The following is a 22,177-nucleotide window of genomic DNA, read 5'->3' as shown; positions in this document are numbered from 1 at the left end:
AGGCGGAGACGTTGACGATGGCAAACCTATTGCAACGAAATGATACCGCGCGAACTGGCTTCGAACACGGCCTCCGCGCGCGACCGCACTTCGAGCTTGCGGTACAGGTTCTTTACATGCGTGCCGATAGTCTGTGCTGACAAGTGCAGGATATCCGCGATTTCTCCGTAGGAGAACCCCCTGGCAAGCAGGTTCAGCACTTCGGTTTCGCGCGGTGTCAGGGCTATGTCAGGTTCATCTATTGCGGCGGTCGGAGCGAGCTGTCTCAGAAGCTGTCTGGCGATGATGGGACTGATCGGTGAACCACCGCCACGTACTTCGCGGATACGGTCTGCGCAGCCGTCGAGATTTTCGTCCTTCAGCAGATAGCCGCGCGCGCCCGCCTTGATACTGCTCAGCACTTTCGACTGTTCGGCGAAGATGGTGATTACGATGATATCGGCGTCCGGGTGCGTGCTGCTGCTGGCGCGGATCAGGTCGATTCCGCTGCCGTCGGGCAGACCAAGGTCGCACAGCAGCACATCATAACCCCCCGCCGCGACCAGCGGCAGGCCCTGCGCAACATTGGCGGCGGTGGCGACGACTTCCATGTCGTCCGGCCGGGCGAGGTATCGTTCGATACGCCCCAGGGTCACGGGATCATCCTCGACAACAACGATCCGGATCATTCCAAGCCCCGTCATGACTAATCGGCCAGCCATAGGCCAGCGGGCGGCAAACAGGGCTACCCAGTTCCGGGTAGATACGCCACCCGGTTCGCGCACTATCCGGGGTGATGCCAATCCCAATCACGGAGTCCGACATGGCATCACGATCCCTTTGTGCCGCAACCTGCCTGCTGCTGACCACGGCATGCGGTTCCGCGCCCGAGCCAAAGGCGGGGCAAAGCCAGGCGTCGGCCAATGGCAGCACTACGACACAGCGGCTGAACCCCGGCTTGTGGCAACAGACCGGAACGCTCGCCAACAGCGCCGGACCGGCGCAAAGCCGTTGCGTATCGCCGCAAGAGGCCGTGTCAGCCAATGGCACGGACACCCAGATCCGCGAGGCCCTGGCTGCACAAGCGGCCAAGGATGATTGCACAATTCGATCGGTCACCATCCATGGCCCGACCATTGCCTGGGTCCAGTCATGCGGCGGGACCACTCTGTCCATGTCGACCGAGTATCGCGGGGACAGTTCGACAACGACCATGAGCGGCGGCGGCCTGCGAGCGATGACGACGGAATCGGTACGCATCGGCGACTGCTGACCGGCGGGACCATTCCCGGGCGCAATCAACCAAAAATCCCAATCTCACAAGGATCAAGACATGATGACCAACACCCTTTTGCGCGGCGTCAGCCGTTCCTCGCTTGTCGCCGTGCTGGCCCTGTGCTCCGCAACCGCAGCGCATGCCGACGCCACGCCGGAGTGCAATGACGCGCTTGGACCATATCGAACCGAATGCGGCACCGGGTCCCATGCCGGCGCCGATGTCGCGACGGCTGTCGGTGCCAGTGCCGATGTGACTGCGGATGGCGACTCCGGAACAGCGGTTGGTGCCGCCGCATCGGTTGGCTTGCCATCCGGTGTATCGCTCGGTGCTGGCGCAGTTGTTGGATCTTTCAACGGGTTACAGCCAGTCAACACGGGCATAGGCGGCATCGCCATTGGCACCAGCGCGGCTTCGGGTCTGAGGTTTATTACAACCCGTCCCACTGCGTCCATACCGCTTGGCGGCATTGCCATCGGCTATGCTTCACGATCGCAGGGCGATAACAATGTCGCGCTGGGCAGCGCCTCGCTGATTGGGATGCCCAATAATTTCACACCGGTCTCCAACAGCACGGCCATCGGCGCATTCACGACGATCACCGCAGACAATGCCATCGCCCTGGGCCAGGGCGCCACCGTCACCGCCAATTCCGGCCTTGCCATCGGCAGCGGGGTGACGGTCAATGGGATCGGCACTGCCTTGATCAAGAGCAATGGCGACAATTCCGTCAACGCCACGGGCCTCAACAGCCTCTTCGTCGCGGATAACAGTGTCGCGATCGGTGCGGGCAGCGTCACCGAGCAAGCGGGGTCCATCGCTATCGGCCGCTCCGCGACGGTCAACAAGGGCGACGGTTTCGGCGCCATCCCTCAACGGGTGCCCGAGGTAGGATCGGCGGGCAGCGTCGTTATCGGTCAGCAGGCGGTGTCCAATGGCGACAACAACCTTGCCCTTGGCAACTATGCCTCCGCCTCCGGGCGTTATGATGCTGTCAACAATACCCTCCCCATCGTCAGCTACGCCACGGCCGTTGGCACAGGCGCGACGGTCGAGGCCAATCGCGGCACGGCACTCGGCCATGGCGCGCTGGTGACCGCGCCAAACTCGGTCGCCATCGGCGCGGACTCGGTCGCCAACGAGGCCGATACGGTCGCTTTTGGCACCATCGGCAACGAACGGCGCCTGACCAGTGTTGCCGCAGGGATCAACAATACCGATGCTGTGAATATGGGCCAGTTCAACGCGTTGAGCGCCGTTCTGTACAGCACCGCCATTTCGGCACAGCAGCAGATCGACAATGCGGTGGCCCGCACCGACTATATAGAGATCAACTCGGGGGAAGGATCGGTTCTGCCACGCGCAACCGGGCGGGATGCGGTTGCCATCGGCTCCGGTTCTGTTGCCGATAGTGCCAGCGCCGTGGCCATTGGCAACGGGGCGCAGGCAACCGACGGGAAAGCGGTTTCCATCGGCGCGGGAAACATTGCGTCTGGCAATGGCGCGGTTGCCATCGGCGACCCCAACACGGCGGTTGGCACGGGCGCTGTCGCGATGGGAGCAGATAATACCGCGACCGGGGATGGTGCTGTGGCGCTGGGAAATGCCTCCACCGCGCGCGGTGACGGTGGCGTAGCAGTCGGCAATCAGGCCAATGCCGGGGTTTCTTCGATTGCCATCGGCAATAATGCCGACGCCGGCCCGGCAGGCAGCGTCGCCATTGGAAATGGTGCGCAGGCCCAGCGTTACAATGAGGTGGCAATCGGCAACTCGTCCGCCTCATACACGTTTGCCGGACTGGCAAGCAGCGGAGAGGGCACAGCACAGCCGCCTGCTTTTATGACCGTCGATAGTCAGGGGCGTGTCGATCGTTCGTCTGTCGGGCCATCGGACATCGTGAATCTGCAAGGACAGTTTGCAACGCTTTCCGCGCAAACGGCAAATCTCACGGGCCAGGTTAGCACCCTGTCCGGTCAGGTTGGCACTCTGACGGGTCGCGTTGGGCAGATCGAAGCGCGAACGAATATTCTGGAGCAACAGGCCCGACAGGCCAATGGCGGCATCGCGGCGGCGATGGCGATGGGCAACGCCTTCCTGCCCGAGGGACAATCAGTCGCCGTGTCCTTCAACCTTGCCACTTATCGCGGCGAACAGGGGTTCTCCGGAACGGTGGTTGCCCGGGTCAGCCCACGCATCTGGGTAAGCGGCGGCGTGGCCGGTTCAACCGTCGGCGGCTCGACGGGGGGGCGCGCCGGGATAACTTTTGGCTGGTAACGAACCGATACGCGGCTCAACTCATGTGGGGTGTGGGCAGAATGTTTCTGCCCCGCCCACTTGGGAGCGCCGATGGTCCAGTAAAGCGTGACCGGCCAGTCCGTTCGGATTGTTAGTGGATTGACTCCTCCCTCGCCAGTGTTGGCCGCATATGGAGCGAAGCGGAACCGCAGGGCGACAGCGGCGAGGGAACACCGCCGATGTCCAGGACCGCGACGGGGGAGGTGCCCAACCTTCCTCTATAGCGGAAAGGCCCCAATCCATAACGGCGGCACAAGGCGGTAAAGAGCTGGCGTGCCCATGGGTCGGGAATGGAGAACTTGAACTCTTCGGCCGGTTCTCGTGTCCCGGTTTCGGCGAACTGGCGCCGTAAGCGCTCAGCGGCAGCGCCCGCGGCCGCGGCCGCCTTTTCGCCTGCGGTCGCGGCACCGGCAAACAGCGCCTCGATCTTGCGCAGCTTGTCGCGTAGCCGTTGCTCGGCATCCATTTCCGGCACGGCCGTCAATGTCCGGTGGACCATGGCGAGGTAAGACCGGGGAGCCCCTGCGTTCGCGCGCGGACGCAGGACAGAACTGCGGCATGGATTTCGGTTTCCATGATCTCGGTCATGGCGCGCAAATGCTTGATCGTTTCCTTGATCTGGGCGCGGTCCTCGGGCTCGCCTGCCGTTCGCTCGACAAGGTCGGCAACGCCGAGCATCATGGACCTGATATCGCCCAGATGCGTCACCGCTTCGTGCGCACGCTCGGGAAGGCCTGCCTCATCGGCTCCGTTGAACAGTCCTTCGACAAACCCTTCGGCCTCCTGACCGCGCACCAACCCGAGATGGCCAAGGTTAGCAGCCGTCGGTTCCATCGGTACCGGCACGGCCTTGAACGGCACCTTGGGGTCCTGATGCGACGCCAGTTCATTCCAGAGCCCCATCACCAGGGCGCCGAGGAGTTCATTGGCGTCGTCGACGCTGTTGAACGGCGGCAATTCGCCGCCCCACAGGCCGGCAATCACGGTCATGGGTTTCATGTCCGGATCGGGACTGGCGATAGCCCCCAGCAACCGGGTTCGCACCTCATGGTAGCCGAGCGGACATGCGTATTTGGCCAGCAGGGCGCGGATGACCCTTCCGCCGGGCAGTCTGGTTGCCGTTTTCGCCATTGCGATGTCCTGAAGGTGCTCACGATCCCGCTACGTCTACAGCAGCCCGGCTTCGTTGGGCCAGAGACAATCGCTGATCAGCAGGCGCTCCGATGCACCCGTTGGCGAGCGCGGGACGTGCCGTAATGACGACGCCCCAAGTCGATCGAGCGCCTGAATCAATGCGCGGCGAGTGATTCAGAATACCCGTTGGACGTGACGGCAATGTCCGTGAAATCTGCCGCCATGCCGGACGCCAGGATCATTCCCGTGGGATATCCCATCTGCCTTCAGGCCAGCGATCCGGCACGCAATATCGCGCGGCGCTACACCATCCTGCTGCAGCGCGATTTCTTCGGCGTGATTACCGTCGATTACAGCTGGGGGCGGATCGGCAGCACGGGGCAATGCCGGCGTGCCTCCTTCACGGACATCGACCAGGCCGAACGGTTCGCGCGCAAGCTGCTGACCCGGCGCGCGAGTGCCAGAAAGCGGATCGGTGTGCCCTACCGGTCTCTCTGAAGGGACAAGTGCGCCTGAGCAGGGCATGCCCGTCTGCGTCCTGCCCGACAGGCTTGCGCAGGCGGGCGCGTGCGAATAGGCAAAGGCAGCAATCCCGTCATGTCCGAGGGACGCATGAAGGCACGTCAAACCCGGCCAATCACCTCGCGAAACGGCCCAACGGCGCGTCGTGGCTGAGCCGATCCTGCGGCGTGCTGTAGCTGCCGATATTCCCGACATTCGCGCACTGACCATCCGCGCTTACACCAAGTGGCTAGCGGTCACGCCGCGGCCTCCCCGTCCCATGACCGCCGACTACGACCAGGCCTTTGCGGCACACCGTTTCGACGTGTTGATCGATCAAGACACGCTGATCGGGCTTATCGAAACCGTTGCCCAGGACGACGAACTTTTGATCGTCAACGTGGCCGTCGCGCCGGAGCAGCAAGGGCAAGGCTACGGGGTCCTGTTGATGCGTCATGCAGAACACCTGGCCCGACGCAGCGGGGCAAAGGGCCTGCGCCTTTACACGAACAAGCTGATGACCTCGAACATCGCGCTCTATGAGCGCTTGGGCTTCGTTTTCGATACGGAGACATACCATGACCAGGGCACGGTCGCCGTGCATATGGTCAAAGATCTACAGGGCATCCCATCTTTGGTTTGAGCCTGAAATGTCGCGGTCGAGGGCTCGCGCGATCCGGCGAACCGCCAGCCTTCCCGGCGGGCCGGCCGTTACCGGCCAAGCCCGCACACCTGCGCATCACCTCGTGGCATTCCCGCACTCCCAGGGGCAGTTCAGGGGCTGGTAATGGCTATTTGTGCCCCAGCGCGGAACGAGCATGGAAAACCGTGCCGTCCCGCTCCCTATGCGTCCCCGATACGGCGCAGAAGTGCGGCGGCATCGTGCTTCGCGATCGCCGCTGCAAGGCCCCTCGCTTGGGCACGATCCATCGCCCCGATCTTGACCTTTTCAAGCGCGGCAAGGAACACCCCTCGCCCGGCATCGCGCTGTGCTTCGCGCGCTGCCTTTTCGGCCGCATCGAGCTCGGCCATGCGCTGCTGCAGCTTCGCCCGCTCGCTCGCGATCGCGTCGAGATCGCCGCCGGCCTTTCGTGTTCTGGTCATGTTGTTTCCTGTCTCCATTGGGTCCGGCTCGCTGCGATCCATCCCGCCTGAATCCGACACCGGACCGGGCACGGATTTCCACGACGCGCAGTCCGGCTTCAAGCCCCCCGTTTGCACCAAAGGAGGGAGGGGCCTGCGGCCCTCTTCATGCGGACATGGGTTACCCATAGGCCTGCGCCGGCGTGTTCGAATTCGCGCTGCGCCCTATGGGTAACTCATGGCGCTTTGTGGTCGCTTTCCGTGAACTTCGCCCCGGAAAACGACAGGAGCGTTACCACGCTCGAAGCCTTTGCAGGTCCAACAACGGACCAGCGTAATCCGATCGCAGGTGGATGGCCCGTTGCGCCAATGGACGACCATGACGGGGACGCTGTCGCGCCCCGTCATGACCGGCCTGTCCATTCACGGGAACGGAACCTTGAGGTCCCCTTCCCGTGCTTCGCCATCCGCTCCACGGGGGTCCTTTGCACACCCCGCCACGGCTACGCCGGCGGGGGCGCAAAGCGGCCCCGTTCCTCTCGCAAAGCGATCAACGACTCGACGTTTTCCCATGCGCCCTGATGGACAATCCGGCGCACACTGGCGTCCCCATCACACCCCTTCCCCGGCCTCTGGTTACGCACGGCACGACCCATCAGGGCGCGTCTGTCCGGCGGCCTGCGGCCACCGGAGCCATCGGACGCCACACCGATGGCGTCGAACCGACTGGTACGGCCCTTCCCCTCGCCATGGCATTCGGCTTTGCCTCCTGCCCGGCTACGGGCAGGACCGCCCATTCGCTTCAAGATCTCCGCCCATGGCGGAGATCATCATGCGGTCTACAAGGGCAGCAACCGAATCGGTTATTTTCCTTGTAGTTCAAGCACACGGTATGCGTGCCGGCGCGTGTATCTTTGCTGATTACTGGCGTAAAATCAGTATATTAAGTGTGGTGCACATTGCACCACCGGTGGTGCAGATTACACCAGTCCCAGTGGTGCAAATTGCACCACGACAATACATTGAAACTACTTGTGTTTATCGTAATTCGAGTGGTGCAATATGGTGCAGTGATTTTCCGGTTCCTTCAACCGCATTGACACTTCGTTACCTCCTGCGGTAGGCAGATCACGCCTTACGCAGACCTCGCCAGCCCCCTCAAAGGGGCTGCCATGCAGCATCGGTATTTCCGGCAGTCGGTCTCACTGCCGGCGACAGTGCATAACGAGCTGACAACGCTCGCGGATAATCTCGGGGTTTCGCGTTCCGAGATCGTTCGCCTTGCCGTAGATCACTACCTCGCCTTCCACGCCGGCCGCGGCGCGAACCCCAACCGCGTCGCCGAGCTGGCCGAGTTCAACCAGCTGGTCATGGACCAGATCCTGCGCCGCGATTTCCCCGATCTGCGCGAGCAGGTGCTCGACGCCGTCGACAAGCGCCTCGGCAAGTTCCATGGCCGCTGACAGGCCACGCCTGCGTGCACCCGCGCCCTGGTCGGGACACGGCGAGGCGCGGCGCAACTCGGGTCACTTCACCCGCGGTTCGCAGCTCCTCGGCCACCAGTTCTCGATGTGGTGGCGCGGTGCGCGCCTGCCCTTCCTGGTGTGGGCCGCACTCTTCGCCCTGCTCCTCTGGGCCAGGCTCACCATCGTCCTCGACAACGGCGAGTTCCTGATGATCGGGCAGCGCGCCATGGCCTGGGTCTGGACCAGCATCGGCCTCTCCGATCTCAAGACCATCAACATCACCTTCGAGGATGGCCGCGTCTTCCAGACCTACATGGGATACGTCCCCTATGTGCCAGAGGTCGAAGCCGCATGGGCCAAGCTCATCCGCTCGCTTGCCGGCAGCTTCCTGTTCTCTACGATCGGCGCCGGCGCCTTCGCGTGGGCGTTCGTACCCTGGGCGATCCGGCGCAGCCGCGACATGCTCGAGGAGCACCACGAACGCGGCGCGGAACTCGCCGACCGCGACACGCTGGTCGCGCGAATCCTCGCCAACAACAACGAGAAGCTGCGCGCGATCGCCGCGCGCTTCTTCCCGGACATGACGCTCGAGGATGCCTGGGCGCTGCCCTTCGAGGAACGCAAGAAGAGCGGCCTCGTGCCCTCCTACGAGATCGCCACCGTGCCCTTCCCGCTCGACCGCGAGCAGAACCATGTCATCGCCTTCGGCACCACCGGCGCGGGCAAGACCACCGCGCTCCGGGACCTCATCACCCAGGCCCTCGCGCGCGGCAACTCGTGTGTCGTCTTCGACCTCACCGGCGCCTTCGTCGAGAGCTTCTACGATCCGCGCCGCGACTTCATCCTGAACCTCAACGACGAGCGCTGCGAGCACTGGTCGGTGTTCCACGACTGCGCCCATGACGGCGAGTTCCTCGCCGCCGCCGAAGCGCTGATCCCCGATGTCGATGGCGCCGATGGCGGCTTCTGGGAGAAGGCCGCGCGCACCATCTTCGTCGAGATGTGCGCGAAGCTCCAGGCCGAGGGCAAGGGCACCAACACACACCTCATCCGCGCGCTGATGACCGCGACGCTCGACGAGATCTACGCGCGGCTCAAGGGCACCATCGCCGACCCGCTGACCAGCCCCAAGGCCGAGCGCATGGCGAACTCGGTGCGCGGCGTGTTCAACGCCCATGCCAAGGCCCTCATGTTCCTGCCCGACGAGGGCAATCCGTTCTCGATCCGCGACTGGGCGGCGAAGTCGGGCGAGCGCTCCTCGATCCTGTTCGTGACCTCGCGCTACGTCGACATGCCGCTCAACCGGCCGATGCTCTCGATGTGGATGAACATCGCCATCCATGGCCTGATGGCGCTGCCACGCTCGAGCCATATCCGCGCCTGGTTCTTCTTCGACGAGCTGGGCGCGCTGCACCACCTGCCCGCGATCGAGGACGGCATGCAGTCGGCGCGCAACTACGGTGGCGCCTTCGTGCTCGGGGTCCACTCGCTCGCCTCGCTACGCGAGCGCTATGGCGACAACGGATCGACCAAGCTGATCAGCCTTGCCTACACCAAGCTGATCCTGGGCACCGGCGATCGCGACACCGCCGAGGAGTGTTCGAAGCTCATCGGCTATCGCCAGGTCCGCACCATGGACGAGGCCTATTCCTATGGCGCGCACCAGACCCGCGACGCCTCGACGATCAGCCCGACGCGCAAGGAAGAGGCGCTGGTCTTTCCCGACGACATCACCAACCTCGAGAACCTCACCGGGTACATCCGCTTCCGCGAAGGCTTCCCGGCCGCGTTGATCAAGATGCCCTACGTGGATTACCCGAAGAAGGCCGAAGGCTTCCTCCTGCGGCCCCCGCCATCGCACACCCTTCCTCCCCCGGCGGACCCTGCCGGCGACGGCGAGGAAGGCGGTGGCCGGGACGGCACCGACACCAAGCTCGCCGAGGACGAACAGCGGCGCGAGGACCGGGTCGCCGACGAGGCGCGCCAGGGCCAGGCCCGGCGTGCCGAACCGGGGCCGGACGCGGCGGAATGGCGCGCGCCGGAGGAGCCGCAGCGGCCCGACAACGTGATCCCCTTCCCCGCGCGAGCGCGCGCAGCGGCGGCGCAACCGGCACCGCCGGAGCGGCCGGTTGAGAGCGACAGGACGGTCCAGCGGGACGGTGATGGAAAGGCCCGCGCGGCCCGCGCGGACACTCCCGTCGCGCGCGAGGAGCGCCAACCGGATGCACAGCGCCCAATGCCCGAGACCCCCTCGCCCCGCCGTACCACGCTGGGCAGCGACGAAGAATTGCAGCGCCCCGAACCGGTCCGCGACAAGGGCGCGGTGCGCACCGGTGACGCCGGTCAGGATCGGCCGGGACAGGGCACGGAGCGCACCGCGCCGGGTCGTGACGGCGAGCGTGGCGACAGTGACCCCAACGGCGCCGATTCCAACAGTGCCGATTCCAGCAGTGCAGGCCAGCTCGCCCGGCGCGAAGCCGCGCTCGACTTCGGCAGCGACGGTGACACCCACCATCATACCCATCACGCGCACGACCTCGATGCCGGGCGCGACGACGATCAGGACCTTGGCCTGTGAACGATATCTCTCCCCCTCCCCGCATGACCCATGATGACGCCGGCGTTATCGGCGCGGCGCTGGCCCGCCAATGGGCGCTGCTGGTCGGAACCCCTGCGCCCGCGTCCGACGATCTGATCTGGGCCGACCTTGTCCAGTTCGTTCTGCGCCTCGCGCGCGAACGCCATGATGAGGGCGGCGCAGTTGGAACGGCGTCGGTGCCATGACCGTCTCGATCGGCCGTGTCCATTCCGCCGGCGGCGCGGCGACCTACTTCGCCTCGGACAACTACTATTCGACCGAACAGGGCGAGGCGACGTCGCAATGGGCGGGCGAAGGCGCCGCCGCGCTCGGGCTCACCGGCCGCGTCGATACCGCGACGTTCGAACGCACGCTCGATGGCCAGCTGCCCGACGGCAGCCAGGTCGGCGATCCCGCAACGCGCGACCATGGCCGCGACTTCACCTTCTCCATGCCCAAGTCCGCCTCGCTGCTCGCGCTGGTGTCGGGCGACCGGCGTATTCTCGAAGCCCACGTCGCGGCGGTGAAGGACACGATGAAGTGGGCCGAGGCCAATCTCGCCGAAGCGCGCATCAAGGTCGACGGCAAGGATGTCGCGGTGCGCACCGGCAATCTCGTCTACGCCCTGTTCCAGCACGACACGAGCCGCGCCACCGATCCGCAGAGCCACGTCCATGCCGTGATCGCTAATCTCACCCAGCTGCCCTACCGCTACCGCCAGGCCACCCGCATCGACGGGCGCACCGGCGAAGCCATCCGTGACGATGGCTGGCGTGCCTGGCACAATCCGGCGATGTATCGGGCGAGCACCCTGCTCACCTCGATGACCAACGCCAACCTGCGCGACCGCCTCGAACAGCTCGGCTACGCCACCGAAGTGACCGGCGAGCATGGCGCGTTCGAAGTCCTGGGACCGAACGGCGAGCGCATTACCGCCGCCGCGCTCGACGGCTTCTCCAAGCGCGCCGCCGATATCCGGGCCAGGGCCGAGGAACTCGGTGTGACCAGCCCCGAAGGCCGCCGCGCGATCACCCAGCGCACGCGCGATCCCAAGATCGATGCCGGCGATCGCGGTGAACTGCTGGCGCGCTGGCGCGCCGAAGCGAAGAGCTACGGCTACAATGGCGATGCCATCGTGCAGGCGGCGCGCGCGCGCACCCACGTCCGGGGCCAGGCACAGGGCCAGATACAGGGGTTCGACGGGAACGGTGCGGACACCCCCGGGAGCGCGGTGCGCGGGATCGAACGCGGCGTCCTGGCGGTGAGTGCGGCCATCCGCGAGGCGGCGGAAAAGCTCGCCGTCCATCTCCAGCGTCCCGAGGACCCGCTCGTCGACAAGGGGCTGGCCCGGCTAACCATGCTGCCCGCGACCGCGCGGACCCAGTATGCCACGGCCAGCGCCATCCGCATCCTCGGCGAACGCGAGGCGGCGTTCAGCATAGGCGACGTCGTCAAGACCGCGCTCGACCTTGGCCAGAAGGGTGTCACCCACGACAAGGTCGAGAAGCGCATCGACCAGCTGGTGCACAGCGGCGAACTCGTGTTCGGCAAGTCCACCCGCCATGACAAGGCCGTGACGCTCGTGACCACGCGCGCGGCGATCGCGCAGGAGAAGCGGATCCTCGCCGGTATGCGCGCGGGCGAGGGTCAGGGCCGGGCGCTGATGCCGGCCGATGTCGCGGCCGAGCGCCTGCAGGCGCTCGCCGGCGAGCGGCCGCTCAACGACCAGCAGCTCGCCGCTGCGGTGCAGATCGTCGCGAGCGAGGATCGCGTAGTGCTGGTCCAGGGCCGCGCGGGCGCGGGCAAGTCGACCATGCTGCAGCCCGTGGCCAAGGCCGAAGCGCTCGATGCCGCGGCGCGGATCGCCAGCGCCGAGGGTGTCAGGCCCGTTCTCCTTACCGCCGAGGTAAAGGGCGATGCGAAGGCCCTCGCCTTCCAGAACAAGATGGTCGCCGACCTCACGGCCGATACCGGGCTCGAGGCCATGACCGTGCACAGCTTCATCAGCCGCAACGAGCGCTTCCTCGAACCCGGACACTCTCCCGCCGCCTTTGCGGCGCGCAAGGGCGAGCTCGCCGGTTCCTACCTGATCCTCGACGAGGCCTCGATGATCTCCAACGAGCAGATGGACCGCCTCGTGGCCATCGCCAACCGCATGGAGGTCGGCCGCCTCGCGGTCATCGGCGACCGCAAGCAGCTGAACCCGATCGAGGGCGGCAAGTCCTTCGCCCTGATGCAGGCCGCCGCGCTCGAGGCGGGCCGACCGATCAACGCGGTCGACATCAACATGCGCCAGCGCAACGAACCGATGCGGCTCGTCGCCGATCTGGCCGATGCCGGCAATATCAAGGGCGCCTTCGCGGTGCTGGGCAAGCGCGTCGTCGAGACCGAAGACCGCGTCACGGACGCCGCCAAAGCCTGGCTCGCGCTGACACCGCAGGAGCGCGCGACGACGGTGCTGCTGCCCTCGGGGCGCGAGGCACGGGCCGAGATCAACGCGCTGATCCAGCATGGCCTCAAGGAGGAAGGCACGCTCAAGGGCGAGGAACGGGTCCTGCGGGTCCGCGAGCAGGTCAACCTGACCCACGAGGAACTGCGCTATGCGCGGTTCTGGCGCGCGGCGCACTTCCTCGAGGTGGCGCGCGGCGACAACAGCCTCGGCCTGCCGCGCGGGGACTACCGGATCGAGCGGGTCTTCGACAACGGCCGTGTCGGGCTGCTCGACGCGCAGGGGGAACGCCATCGTATCGAGCCCGGGAAGATCGATCCGCTCACACTGCGCGATGGCTTGCGCCTCGCGGTCGAGAAGGAGATCGCCATCCACGAAGGCGAGCGCATCCGCTGGACCGACAGCGACAAGCGCGAGGGGCGCGGCCTGCTCAACGCGACGATCGCCACGGTCGAGAAGGTCGGGCCCGATGGCGTGGTGGTGCGGCTTGCCGATGGCGCCGAACGTACCCTCGCCAAAGGCGATCCCATGCTGAAGCGCATGGACCTCGCCTATGCGATCAACACCCACATGGCGCAGGGCATTACCAGTTCGGTGGTCTATGCCGTGATGGGCTCGTTCGAGCGCAATCTCTCCAACGCCCGCTCCTTCCTGGTCAATCTCACCCGCCAGCAGGACGACGTGCGCATCTTCACCGACAACCGTGACAAGTTGATGGAGCAGATCGGCCGCAACCGCGGCGACAAGATGTCCGCGCTGGAGACGACCGGCGAGCTGGCCGTCGAGGCGCGGCTTGCCGAATACAGCGCCGCGCGGTCCGCGCCGCCGGGCGGCAGGGCCTCCGGCGCTCCCGGCGCCGGTGCACAGCTGGCCGGTGGCACACTGACCGCGGAAGCGCGAACGGAGACGCGGGATTCCCGCGATCTGGCGCTGGCAGACGCTGCGCCCTCCCCGGCAACCGCCAGCGCGACCGCATCCGCCGGCGCCGGCGTGGAGCGCGACGGGACCGAGCGGCAGGGTGATCCCGATCGCTTCGGTATGATCGCAGGCGCTGCGCCGGAGGCTAGTTCTGTCTCCAGCGGCAAGGGACCCGATGACGGTCCCGGAAGCGGGCCGGGGGGCGGTTCGGGTGGCGGGGGCGCGCCCGCGCCGTCCGCGGACCGCAGCGCGGCGGAGACCAGTCAGCCCGAGCGCGATCGATCGAAAGGGCTCGAGCTGTGATCGTGGGAGGCCACCATGCCGGATGACGGACAGGAAGTGCTGCCCGATCCTGGCGATCGCATGGGCAATGGGCCATGGCATCGCCGGCGGCCGCGCCGGCTTGCCAGCGAGGACGACGAGGTCGAGATCGTCACCGTGCGCTATGCCCGCGCCCGCGGGCCGGGGCGCAGCGATCCACGCGGATACGCGGACGCATGGGATGACGACCTCGCCCCTCCCCGCATGCCGCGACGCCGTAGCAGTGCCTTTGCGCGAGGCCGGGGCAGCAGCGCGCGCGGGCCTGTGCTGCTGCTCCTTGCCCTGGCCCTTGCCGTCCTCGCATGGTGGTGGTGGCAGGACAGTCATCGCGAATACCGCACCTTCCCGCCCTCGGGCAGCGTCACGGTGACGACGGCGCTGCGCCCCGGTGCGGCGACAGCGCGGCTTGGCATCCGCGCCGGATCAGCAAAGGCGATCGTCCAGCTTCTCGCCCCACAGAGCGGCGCCCATGTGCTCTCGATCTTCCTGCGCGCCGGCGATCGCCGGATCGTCCCTGTCCCGCCCGGGGCATGGCGCGTGCGCGTGATCGAGGGCCATGCCTGGGACGGCCCACGCCGCCTGTTCGGCCCGCAGACGCATATCCGCCGCTTGCCTGGCCTGCTGCGCCTGGCGCCCGGGCAGCACCAGGCGCTGTCGCTTGGCTCCCGGGAGTCTGGTTCATGAAGGGTTCGACATCCCCTACCCTGTTGCGCACCGTGCTGCGCGCGCCGCTAGTGGCGAACGCCGCGGTCGCCGGGGCCGCGCTCCGGGTGGCGCGCTTCCTGACGCAGATGGGTTCCACCCCCGCCGAAACCTTCTTCTGGCGCATGGGCGCCGGCATCTCCGCCTTCGGCGCCGGCGTCGTGGCCGCTTCGGAAGGCGGTCTGGTCGCCGCGCTCCTCACCGCGCGCGCGTGGCGCCTGCCCGGCGGGGCGATCGCGATCGGTCTCCATGGCCTGCTCGCCTTCCTTGCCGCCTGATCTGCCACCTTCTGAGTGGCCCAATTTCTATTTTAGAATTGGCCACGAAGGAGGAATGGAATGGCAAGGAAGCACAAGCCTGAGGAGATCATCGGGAAGCTGCGTGAAGCCGAGATCGTGTTGGCACAGGGCGGCACGGTTGCCGATGCGTGTCGCGTCTCAAGCAAGACAACTTCGCGGCCAACGGCAACAAGCCCCGCACGCAGCCATTGCGACAGTGGGCCCGCCTCGAGCCCAATCCGGCAAACCGACAGTTCCAGTCCGTTGAAATACCGCACCACTGCCTCGGGCTCACTCGCAACCTTGACCTCCCGGACGACCTTGCCCGCCGCGTCCACGACACATACGCTGCTCTCTATCAGAGAGACGTCGATTCCGGCATAATGCTCCATGGCTGTTCCTCTCATGATGCTTGGGGTCGATCACTCGGACCCCGTTTCCAACACCATCATTCTGAGGGACAGCCACCTACATGGCTACTCTTGAGAAGCCGGCCCATTACGGCATCTAGTTAGTGCCAAGGGCAGACGCAGATCTCATGCATGTAAGTGCAAAATCCCAAGCTTCGCTCTAAAGGAGATGTTGATAAAATCGGGTGATTGTCACAGCGCCATGTGATTTTCTGGGGCGAATAATGTGTTCAAATTGGATATATTAATCGCCCACGCCGTGCCGTTGACTTATTGCTTCCGACACTTCAGTGCTTATCCGCGAGTGCCGCATTGGCACTGCTGGGGGCAAGCGGCATTATGTCTTATGAAACGAAACGTCTGGTTTCCAGCCAGCCTTTTGCTCTCTTTTGTCACGCTCTCGAAATTCTGCCTGCCCGGCAGCAGGACCAAGTCCGGAGGGGATTGTTCCTGCCCAGCTTCGCCTGACGGGCCAACACCGGGACATGCCTTACCATCGTTTCCCAATCATCTTAGGCTTCGTCCTAGCCGCTTGCACGCTGCTCATCAGCGCTCACGCGCGACCGGCGTCAACGCGTCTCAACCCGGTTCACGAAGCCTATCCGGCGCCCAGGATCGCCTTTGAGGAAGAACCTGCCGAACCGCCTTCCGATGACAGCCTCGCCGCCGCAGTCGCAGACACATTCTCGTCCAACCCCGACCTCGCCGCCAGGCGTTATGATCTGCGTGCAACCGACGACGAAGTGGGCGTCGCCATGGCCCAGACCCGCCCACAGGCGCAGGTACAGGCCTCAGGCGGCTACACCCTGACGCTTCCGGGCACGACCACGCAATCGAACAGGCCTCTCTCGGACCGTCTTAACGACCCGAACATCGCGAAAAACGACATCACCTCGCAAATCGTGCTCGATCAGCCCCTCTATACGGGCGGGCGGGCGGCAAGCGCACTTCGAACAGCGATGGCCGCAAGCGCCGCTGGCCGGGAAACCCTGCGAGGTGCAGAAGGCGATCTGCTGGTCGATCTCGTCGCCGCCTATGCCGACGTGCGCCGCGACCGGCGGTCGCTGGCGATCCGGACACGCAACCTGCGTACGCTCGAGGCGACACTCGCGGAGATTGTTGCCCGGCGCGAGGCCGGCGAACTTACCAGAACCGACATCGCCCAGACCGAAACTCAGCTCCTGGCTGCCCGCGTTCAGGTAAATGCCGCGCAAGCCCAACTCGAAACAAGCCGTGCTTCCTTCATCGCGATCGTCGGCCGTGAACCGGGTAACCTTGCCCCCGAACCCGATCTGCCCGGGCTACCTGCCTCTGCCGACGAGGCATTCGCCATAGCCGAACTCACCAACCCCGAACTCGCCGCCGCGATCGCAACCGCAAGGACCTCGCGCGAACGCATAGCCGTCGCGCAGGCCGAAGGCCGTCCCGAATTTTCGCTGCGCGGCACTGCAGGTACAGCCGGCCCCTTCGTCCCGTTCGACCGGGCCGACCACGACGTGACATTCACAGGCCGCGCCACGCTCACCATTCCCCTCTTCGCCGGAGGCCGGATCCGTTCGCTTGTCGACCAGGCCCGCAACCGTGAAAGCGCAGACACGTTGCGCATCGAAGCCACGCGCCGACAGCTGGTCCAGGCCATCGTCAACGCCTGGAACCAATGGGTTACCGCCGATCGCAATACACGCGCGCAGGAACTGCAGGTCCGGGCAGCCCGTATCTATTACGAAGGCACGCTCGAAGAATATCGCGAGGGCCTGCGTTCGACATTCGATGTTCTATACGCGCAAAACTCGCTCAACGAAACACAGGTCGCGTTGCTCTCGAGCCAGCGCGACCGCTATCTCGCCCAGGCCATTCTGCTCCGTCGCCTCGGCCGGCTCGAAACCGAACGGCTGCTCGAACGCGCGCCGAACTATGATCCGGACAGCTACCTGCGGCGCTTACGGCAACGCAGCGCGGTACCATGGGGCGGTGTTGTGCGAACTCTCGACGGCCTCGTTACACCAGGCGGCAAACCGCAACCAATCAAAATGCCGGAAGTGTCAACCGGATCAAGTGCCGCTACCGCAGCGTCCGTTACCGCTCCCGACGAACTGCTGCACGGCGGCCGTCCTTCGGCAGGCCCTAACGCCCCGGCAAGGACCGACACGCATGATCGCTGACGAACAGGAGGACAATCCGCAAGTCGCTGCAGGGCGCGACGATTCCGGACTCATCGCCTATGCTACGCTGCTTGCGCTCCATCGTATTGCCGTCGATCCCGCACAGCTGCGCCACGGCTTGGGCCATGACCGGGCCGTCGATGCCGACGACCTGAAACGGATCGCCAAGCGACAGGACGACGTCCGCGCCAAGTCGATTCGCACCAGCTACGACAAGCTCGACCGCACTCCCCTGCCTTCCCTTGCCAACGGACCGGCGGGCTGGTTCATTATCGCCCGCGTCGGCGAGGACGAGGCTCTGATACAGCCCCCCTGCCACAGCAGCGAGGGTGTCCAGCCACAGGTCATTAAAATCGACCGCGCGGCGCTCGAGGCCATGTGGTCGGGCGAACTTCTGATGGTGACCACGCGTGAGGGCCTCGGCGGCGTGACTCGCGCCTTCGACGTCTCCTGGTTCATCCCGCAGATCGTTAAATATCGGCGCCTGATCGGCGAGGTTCTGCTCGTGACGCTCGGCATCAACCTCCTTGGCCTCGCCTCGCCGTTGTTCTTCCAGAATGTCATCGACAAGGTCCTGGTTCACAACACCCTCGATACGCTCACAATCCTGGTGGTCGGCTTTGGCGTCGTCTCGATCTGGGAGACGATCTTTGGCTGGCTCAGGACCAGGCTCTATTCCGAAACCAGCCAGAAGATCGACGTGGAGCTTGGCGCGAAGCTCTTCCGACATATGCTCGGGCTCAACCTCGCCTATTTCGAGGCCAGGCGCGTGGGCGACATCGCCATGCGCGTCCGGCAACTTGAGACGATCCGGGAATTCCTGACCAACACCTCGCTCACCCTCTTCATCGATCCCATCTTCACGATCGTGTTCCTCGTGGTGATGTGGTTCTATTCAAGCCAGCTCTTCATCATCGTGATCCTCGCCATTCCGGCCTATGTCGCGGTCGCCATATTCATCACCGGACCGCTCAGGGCGCGCATCGAGGAGAAGTTTGAGCGGTCCGCGGCGAACAACGCCCTGCTCATCGAAAGCATCGGCGGCATCCAGACGGTCAAGGCCGGCGCCGTGGAACCCCAGTGGCAGGACCGCTGGGAGCGCCAGCTCGCCGGTTACAGCTTCGCTTCGCAGAAAGTCATCAACCTCGGCAATACCGGCAGCCAGCTGATCCAGCTCATCTCCAAGATCAACATGGTGCTGATCCTCTATTTCGGGGCTAGGGCTGTCATCGACAAGGAGCTGACTGTCGGCGGCCTCGTCGCCTTCAACATGTTCGCCCAGCGCGTCTCGGGGCCCGTCATCCGCATGGCGCAGCTCTGGCAGGATTTCCAGCAGGTTCGCATAGCGATCGAGCGTCTGGGCGATGTGCTCAACCAGCCGGTCGAACCCGGGACCGGCAGCCGTGTCGCCCTCCCCTCCCTCAAGGGCGACGTGAAGTTCGAAGGCGTCAGGTTCCGCTACGCGCTCGAAGGCGCCTGGACACTCGAAGACATCGATCTCAAGGTGCCGGCCGGCACCTCGCTCGGCATCGTGGGTTCCTCCGGGTCGGGCAAGTCGACGCTCACCAAGCTTCTCCAGCGTATGTATGTCCCCGCTGCAGGGCGCGTCCTGATCGACGGCGTCGATATCGCGCAGATCGATCCCGCCTGGCTGCGCCGGCAGATCGGCGTCGTGCTGCAGGAGAACTTGCTCTTCAATCGATCGATCCGCGAGAACATAGCGCTCGCCAATCCGGCCATGCCGCTCGAAAAGGTCATAGCGGCCGCCGAGCTTGCCGGTGCTCACGAATTCATCGTGCGCCTTCCGCAAGGTTATGACACGCCTGTCGAAGAACGCGGCACCAACCTTTCGGGCGGACAGCGCCAGCGCCTCGCCATCGCCCGCGCGCTGGTTACCGGTCCGCGGATCCTCATCCTCGACGAGGCGACCAGCGCGCTCGACGCGGAAAGCGAGGAAATCATCCAGAAGAACCTCAAAGCGATCTCTGCCGGCCGCACCGTTATCATCATCGCCCACCGGCTCTCTGCGGTCAGGCAGTGCGATAAACTCATTTCCCTCGAAGCCGGACACATCGTCGAACGCGGTAACCATGAGGAATTGCTGCGTAACAACGGTCGCTATGCCGATCTCTATCGCCGCCAGAGCGGCGGCGGTCTCGCGGAAGGTGGTGTGCGATGAGCGGATTGCGGCATCATTGGGAGGTATTGAAGGAAGCGTTGCGAGCCGATCGGGAACGCACGAGGACCTTCATCCCCTCCCGCGAGGCGGACTTCCTGCCTGCTGCCCTCGAAGTCGCCGAGCGGCCGGTCTCGCCCACCGCGCGCATTGTGACCTGGGTGCTCCTTATCGGCCTGCTGTTCACGATCTTGTGGACCGTGTTCGGGCGAGTCGATGTGGTGGCCTCGGCGCCAGGCAGCCTGATCCCCACCGGCAACATCAAGCTCATCCAGTCTCCCGGCAGCGGTGTCGTCCGCGCGATCTATGTCCGCAACGGAGACACTGTGCGCAAGGGGCAGCCCCTCCTCGATCTCGATCCGACCATCGTGGGCGCAGACCTTGCCGCGGCCCGAAAGGCCCTCACCCAGGCGGAACTCGACATCGCGCGCAACAAGGCAATCGCGGACGCCCTGTCCGGACGCGGCCTTCATTTTGTCGCGCCGGAAGGCACATCCCCCGACATCGCCGATACCCAGCAACGACTTATCGCAGCGCAGCTCGCCGAGATCGACGCCACGGTTGCCAGCCTTGCGAATGCCCGCACGTCGGCCCTTGCCGACGCGAGCGCAGCGCGTGCCACCGCCGCACGGCTCGCCGACACCGTCCCAATCCTTGATCGCCAGCTTGCCCGGATGAACCGGCTTGACGCGAAAGGCTATGCGCCCGGCCAACGCCTGCTCGAACTCGAACGACAGCGCCGCGCCGAAGCCGGAGACCGTGAAGTGGCCCTCGCCCAGATCGACCGTGGCATGGCCGAATCCCGCAAGCTCAGCGACCAGATCCAGCAGACGCGCGAACAGGCGCGGCGCACAGCTCTGACCGATCTCGCCAAAGCGGAAGCCGACGCGATCCTGCGCAGTGAAGAGGTGACGAAGGCCAGCCAGATGAACCGGTTTCAGCGGCTTGTCGCGCCGGTCGACGGCACTGTGCAGAGCCTCGATGTCCACACCGTGGGCGGCGTGGTGGAAGCAGCCAAGCCGCTGATGACCGTGGTACCCGCACGAGGGGCGCTCGAAGCCGAAATCCGCATCCTCAACAAGGATGTCGGATTCGTGCGGGTCGGGCAGGAAGCGGCCGTGAAACTCGAGGCGTTCCCGTTCACACGCTATGGAACCATCCCGGGTCGTGTCCGGTCGATCAGCCGCGACGCCGTTCAGGACAAGGATCTGGGCCTCGTCTACGTCGCGACCATCGCGTTGGAGCGAAGTCACATCGATGCCGATGAACGGCGCGTCAACCTCGCCCCGGGCCTTGCCGCCACCGTCGACATCAAGACCGGAACGCGGCGGATCATCAGCTATCTGCTCAGCCCGCTGCAGACCAGCATAGCACAGGCTGCGCGGGAGAAATGACCAAAGAAGAGGAGAAGTGGAAGCCGGGCGTAAGCGACGAGGCAGATAGCCTCAACTTGAGGCTTTTTCTTCTTGCCGTAAGCCGGACGCTGCTTAAGTCTGCTGAATGGAGGGGTGAATGATGCGGAAGTCAGGTCTGGGTGCGGTTCGTCCTGATCGAAACCGGGGGCTACGCCTCTTTGCCGCCGGCCTCTTGGCGGAAGATGTGTCGGGCGTGGCGGCCAATCGACGACCGGCGCGTTCTGGTCCCAGGACCGGCGTGATGGGCCTTGCAGCGCTCGCGCTCGCATCGTGCGTGTCGTCGCCGGATCAGCTCAGAGATCAAACGGTCTGGGTGTACTCACCCTACCATGGCGGCCAATCGACGATGATTCCCGTCAATGTCCCCGGCGCCGCCTCCCGATCATCCGCGATTGCCGCTCAAGGAGATAGGCAAGCCATGTCACAAAACCAAATCAAAACGGGGCCGTTGCTGGCTGATCTCGAGCTTCCACAAATCGCTGAAATCATCATACAGCACCTGGCCGATAGAACGCAGAGCGGACTGAGTACGGCTTGGCTTTTAAGTGTGATCACAGGAAATGATGTCCCTCCGGGCACCGCGTCCGGCACGTCGTTTCCAAGTCGAGTCATCGTTCGTAATCATTCATGCCGCGCACCAAACGCCGGGATCGAGAAATTTGCTACCGAACACCTGTGTTACAACGGCGTCGATCGCTATGAAGAAGTGGTTATTCAAGATTTTAGTCACTGGAATATACTGACTGATTTGAAGTGCCGCGATTGCGTTGCTGAATTCGTAGCACGCCAACGCCAGTTTACTTTAGAGTCTCTGACGACAAATTTGATGACGAGTGGCTACAATTCGGTCGGCGTCGTGCAAAAGCAACAGTTCGAGCACGGCTTCCCATCGCCGTTTGTCTACAACGGCTTCGTACGCGACGGAGGACCACTCATCGCCGCGGGTCACACGCCGCAACGGACGAACACTGAGGGCGAACAAACCTCCTCTGTTCGCGAACTCCGCCTTTTCCTCCCGACACGAGGGTAAAGCC

Annotated in this window: 19 protein-coding genes and 2 pseudogenes; 16 read left to right on the top strand and 5 right to left on the bottom strand. The window is 64.8% G+C overall.

What is annotated here, in order from left to right; all coding sequences use genetic code 11:
• Positions 1 to 26: 26 nt before the first annotated feature.
• Positions 27 to 668, bottom strand: coding sequence for a response regulator transcription factor (locus tag NMD1_RS00620; protein ID WP_125953182.1), 642 nt, complete (start codon positions 666 to 668; stop codon positions 27 to 29).
• 134 nt (positions 669 to 802) lie between these two features.
• Here NMD1_RS00620 and NMD1_RS00615 point away from each other — a divergent pair, with 134 nt between their 5' ends.
• A complete protein-coding gene (locus tag NMD1_RS00615) occupies positions 803 to 1,252 on the top strand; it encodes a DUF3617 family protein (protein ID WP_158453835.1) in 450 nt (149 codons plus the stop codon).
• A gap of 60 nt (positions 1,253 to 1,312) precedes the next feature.
• On the top strand, positions 1,313 to 3,529 hold the full coding sequence (locus NMD1_RS00610) for a YadA-like family protein (protein WP_125953180.1): 2,217 nt from the start codon (positions 1,313 to 1,315) through the stop codon (positions 3,527 to 3,529).
• 112 nt (positions 3,530 to 3,641) lie between these two features.
• On the opposite strand, the gene NMD1_RS21405 is transcribed toward NMD1_RS00610, so the two are convergent.
• Both NMD1_RS21405 and NMD1_RS00600 read right to left on the bottom strand, forming a co-directional pair.
• Positions 3,642 to 4,025: a hypothetical protein gene (locus NMD1_RS21405; protein ID WP_233497264.1), complete on the bottom strand. Its 384-nt coding sequence runs from the start codon at positions 4,023 to 4,025 to the stop codon at positions 3,642 to 3,644.
• A gap of 5 nt (positions 4,026 to 4,030) precedes the next feature.
• Positions 4,031 to 4,681, bottom strand: coding sequence for a UPF0149 family protein (locus tag NMD1_RS00600; RefSeq protein ID WP_125953179.1), 651 nt, complete (start codon positions 4,679 to 4,681; stop codon positions 4,031 to 4,033).
• Between the two features lie 249 nt (positions 4,682 to 4,930).
• On the opposite strand from NMD1_RS00600, the gene NMD1_RS00595 reads away from it, so the two are divergent.
• Together NMD1_RS00595 and NMD1_RS00590 are read left to right on the top strand one after the other, a co-directional pair.
• Positions 4,931 to 5,182, top strand: a complete 252-nt coding sequence (locus tag NMD1_RS00595; protein ID WP_233497262.1) for a WGR domain-containing protein — start codon at positions 4,931 to 4,933, stop codon at positions 5,180 to 5,182.
• 169 nt (positions 5,183 to 5,351) lie between these two features.
• A complete protein-coding gene (locus tag NMD1_RS00590; RefSeq protein ID WP_125953178.1) occupies positions 5,352 to 5,828 on the top strand; it encodes a GNAT family N-acetyltransferase in 477 nt (158 codons plus the stop codon).
• A 200-nt stretch (positions 5,829 to 6,028) separates the two neighbouring features.
• Here the strand turns inward: NMD1_RS00590 and NMD1_RS00585 are convergent, their stop codons facing one another.
• On the bottom strand, positions 6,029 to 6,289 hold the full coding sequence (locus tag NMD1_RS00585; protein ID WP_125953177.1) for a hypothetical protein: 261 nt from the start codon (positions 6,287 to 6,289) through the stop codon (positions 6,029 to 6,031).
• Positions 6,290 to 7,085: 796 nt separating this feature from the next.
• Here NMD1_RS00585 and NMD1_RS21135 point away from each other — a divergent pair.
• From NMD1_RS21135 to NMD1_RS21740, 8 genes and pseudogenes are all read left to right on the top strand, one after another.
• Positions 7,086 to 7,391, top strand: coding sequence for a hypothetical protein (locus tag NMD1_RS21135; RefSeq protein ID WP_125953176.1), 306 nt, complete (start codon positions 7,086 to 7,088; stop codon positions 7,389 to 7,391).
• 49 nt (positions 7,392 to 7,440) lie between these two features.
• A complete protein-coding gene (locus NMD1_RS00575; RefSeq protein ID WP_125953175.1) occupies positions 7,441 to 7,731 on the top strand; it encodes a ribbon-helix-helix protein, CopG family in 291 nt (96 codons plus the stop codon).
• The gene (locus tag NMD1_RS00570; RefSeq protein ID WP_125953174.1) at positions 7,721 to 10,312 is read left to right on the top strand and encodes a type IV secretion system DNA-binding domain-containing protein; all 2,592 of its coding nucleotides are present in this window, start codon (positions 7,721 to 7,723) and stop codon (positions 10,310 to 10,312) included. Before NMD1_RS00575 ends, NMD1_RS00570 begins: the two co-directional genes overlap by 11 nt.
• Positions 10,309 to 10,518, top strand: a complete 210-nt coding sequence (locus NMD1_RS00565) for a hypothetical protein (RefSeq protein WP_125953173.1) — start codon at positions 10,309 to 10,311, stop codon at positions 10,516 to 10,518. The genes NMD1_RS00570 and NMD1_RS00565 overlap by 4 nt, the downstream gene beginning before the upstream one ends.
• A complete protein-coding gene (gene mobF / locus NMD1_RS00560) occupies positions 10,515 to 13,982 on the top strand; it encodes a MobF family relaxase (RefSeq protein ID WP_125953172.1) in 3,468 nt (1,155 codons plus the stop codon). Before NMD1_RS00565 ends, mobF begins: the two co-directional genes overlap by 4 nt.
• A 15-nt stretch (positions 13,983 to 13,997) precedes the next feature.
• Positions 13,998 to 14,684 carry a hypothetical protein gene (locus NMD1_RS00555; RefSeq protein WP_125953171.1) on the top strand — a complete coding sequence of 229 codons (687 nt, stop codon included), beginning with the start codon at positions 13,998 to 14,000 and terminating at the stop codon, positions 14,682 to 14,684.
• The gene (locus tag NMD1_RS00550) at positions 14,681 to 14,980 is read left to right on the top strand and encodes a hypothetical protein (RefSeq protein ID WP_125953170.1); all 300 of its coding nucleotides are present in this window, start codon (positions 14,681 to 14,683) and stop codon (positions 14,978 to 14,980) included. Before NMD1_RS00555 ends, NMD1_RS00550 begins: the two co-directional genes overlap by 4 nt.
• A gap of 60 nt (positions 14,981 to 15,040) precedes the next feature.
• Positions 15,041 to 15,160: pseudogene (locus NMD1_RS21740) on the top strand (IS3 family transposase); the annotation flags it as partial.
• On the opposite strand, the pseudogene NMD1_RS21310 reads toward NMD1_RS21740, so the two are convergent.
• Positions 15,121 to 15,372, bottom strand: a pseudogene (locus NMD1_RS21310) (IS110 family transposase); the annotation flags it as partial. The pseudogenes NMD1_RS21740 and NMD1_RS21310 overlap by 40 nt on opposite strands.
• Positions 15,373 to 15,875: 503 nt before the next feature.
• On the opposite strand from NMD1_RS21310, the gene NMD1_RS00540 reads away from it, so the two are divergent.
• From NMD1_RS00540 to NMD1_RS00525, 4 genes are all read left to right on the top strand, one after another.
• Positions 15,876 to 17,552 carry a TolC family outer membrane protein gene (locus tag NMD1_RS00540; RefSeq protein WP_125953168.1) on the top strand — a complete coding sequence of 559 codons (1,677 nt, stop codon included), beginning with the start codon at positions 15,876 to 15,878 and terminating at the stop codon, positions 17,550 to 17,552.
• Positions 17,542 to 19,731, top strand: coding sequence for a type I secretion system permease/ATPase (locus tag NMD1_RS00535; protein ID WP_125953167.1), 2,190 nt, complete (start codon positions 17,542 to 17,544; stop codon positions 19,729 to 19,731). The genes NMD1_RS00540 and NMD1_RS00535 overlap by 11 nt, the downstream gene beginning before the upstream one ends.
• Positions 19,728 to 21,122: an HlyD family type I secretion periplasmic adaptor subunit gene (locus NMD1_RS00530; protein ID WP_125953166.1), complete on the top strand. Its 1,395-nt coding sequence runs from the start codon at positions 19,728 to 19,730 to the stop codon at positions 21,120 to 21,122. Before NMD1_RS00535 ends, NMD1_RS00530 begins: the two co-directional genes overlap by 4 nt.
• Positions 21,123 to 21,240: 118 nt before the next feature.
• The gene (locus tag NMD1_RS00525; protein ID WP_125953165.1) at positions 21,241 to 22,173 is read left to right on the top strand and encodes a hypothetical protein; all 933 of its coding nucleotides are present in this window, start codon (positions 21,241 to 21,243) and stop codon (positions 22,171 to 22,173) included.
• Positions 22,174 to 22,177: the final 4 nt, after the last annotated feature.

Source organism: Novosphingobium sp. MD-1, from assembly GCF_001014975.1.
GTDB lineage: Bacteria > Pseudomonadota > Alphaproteobacteria > Sphingomonadales > Sphingomonadaceae > Novosphingobium.
The sequence above is the reverse complement of the archived record's forward strand: the minus strand, read 5'-3'. Positions and strand labels throughout refer to the sequence as shown.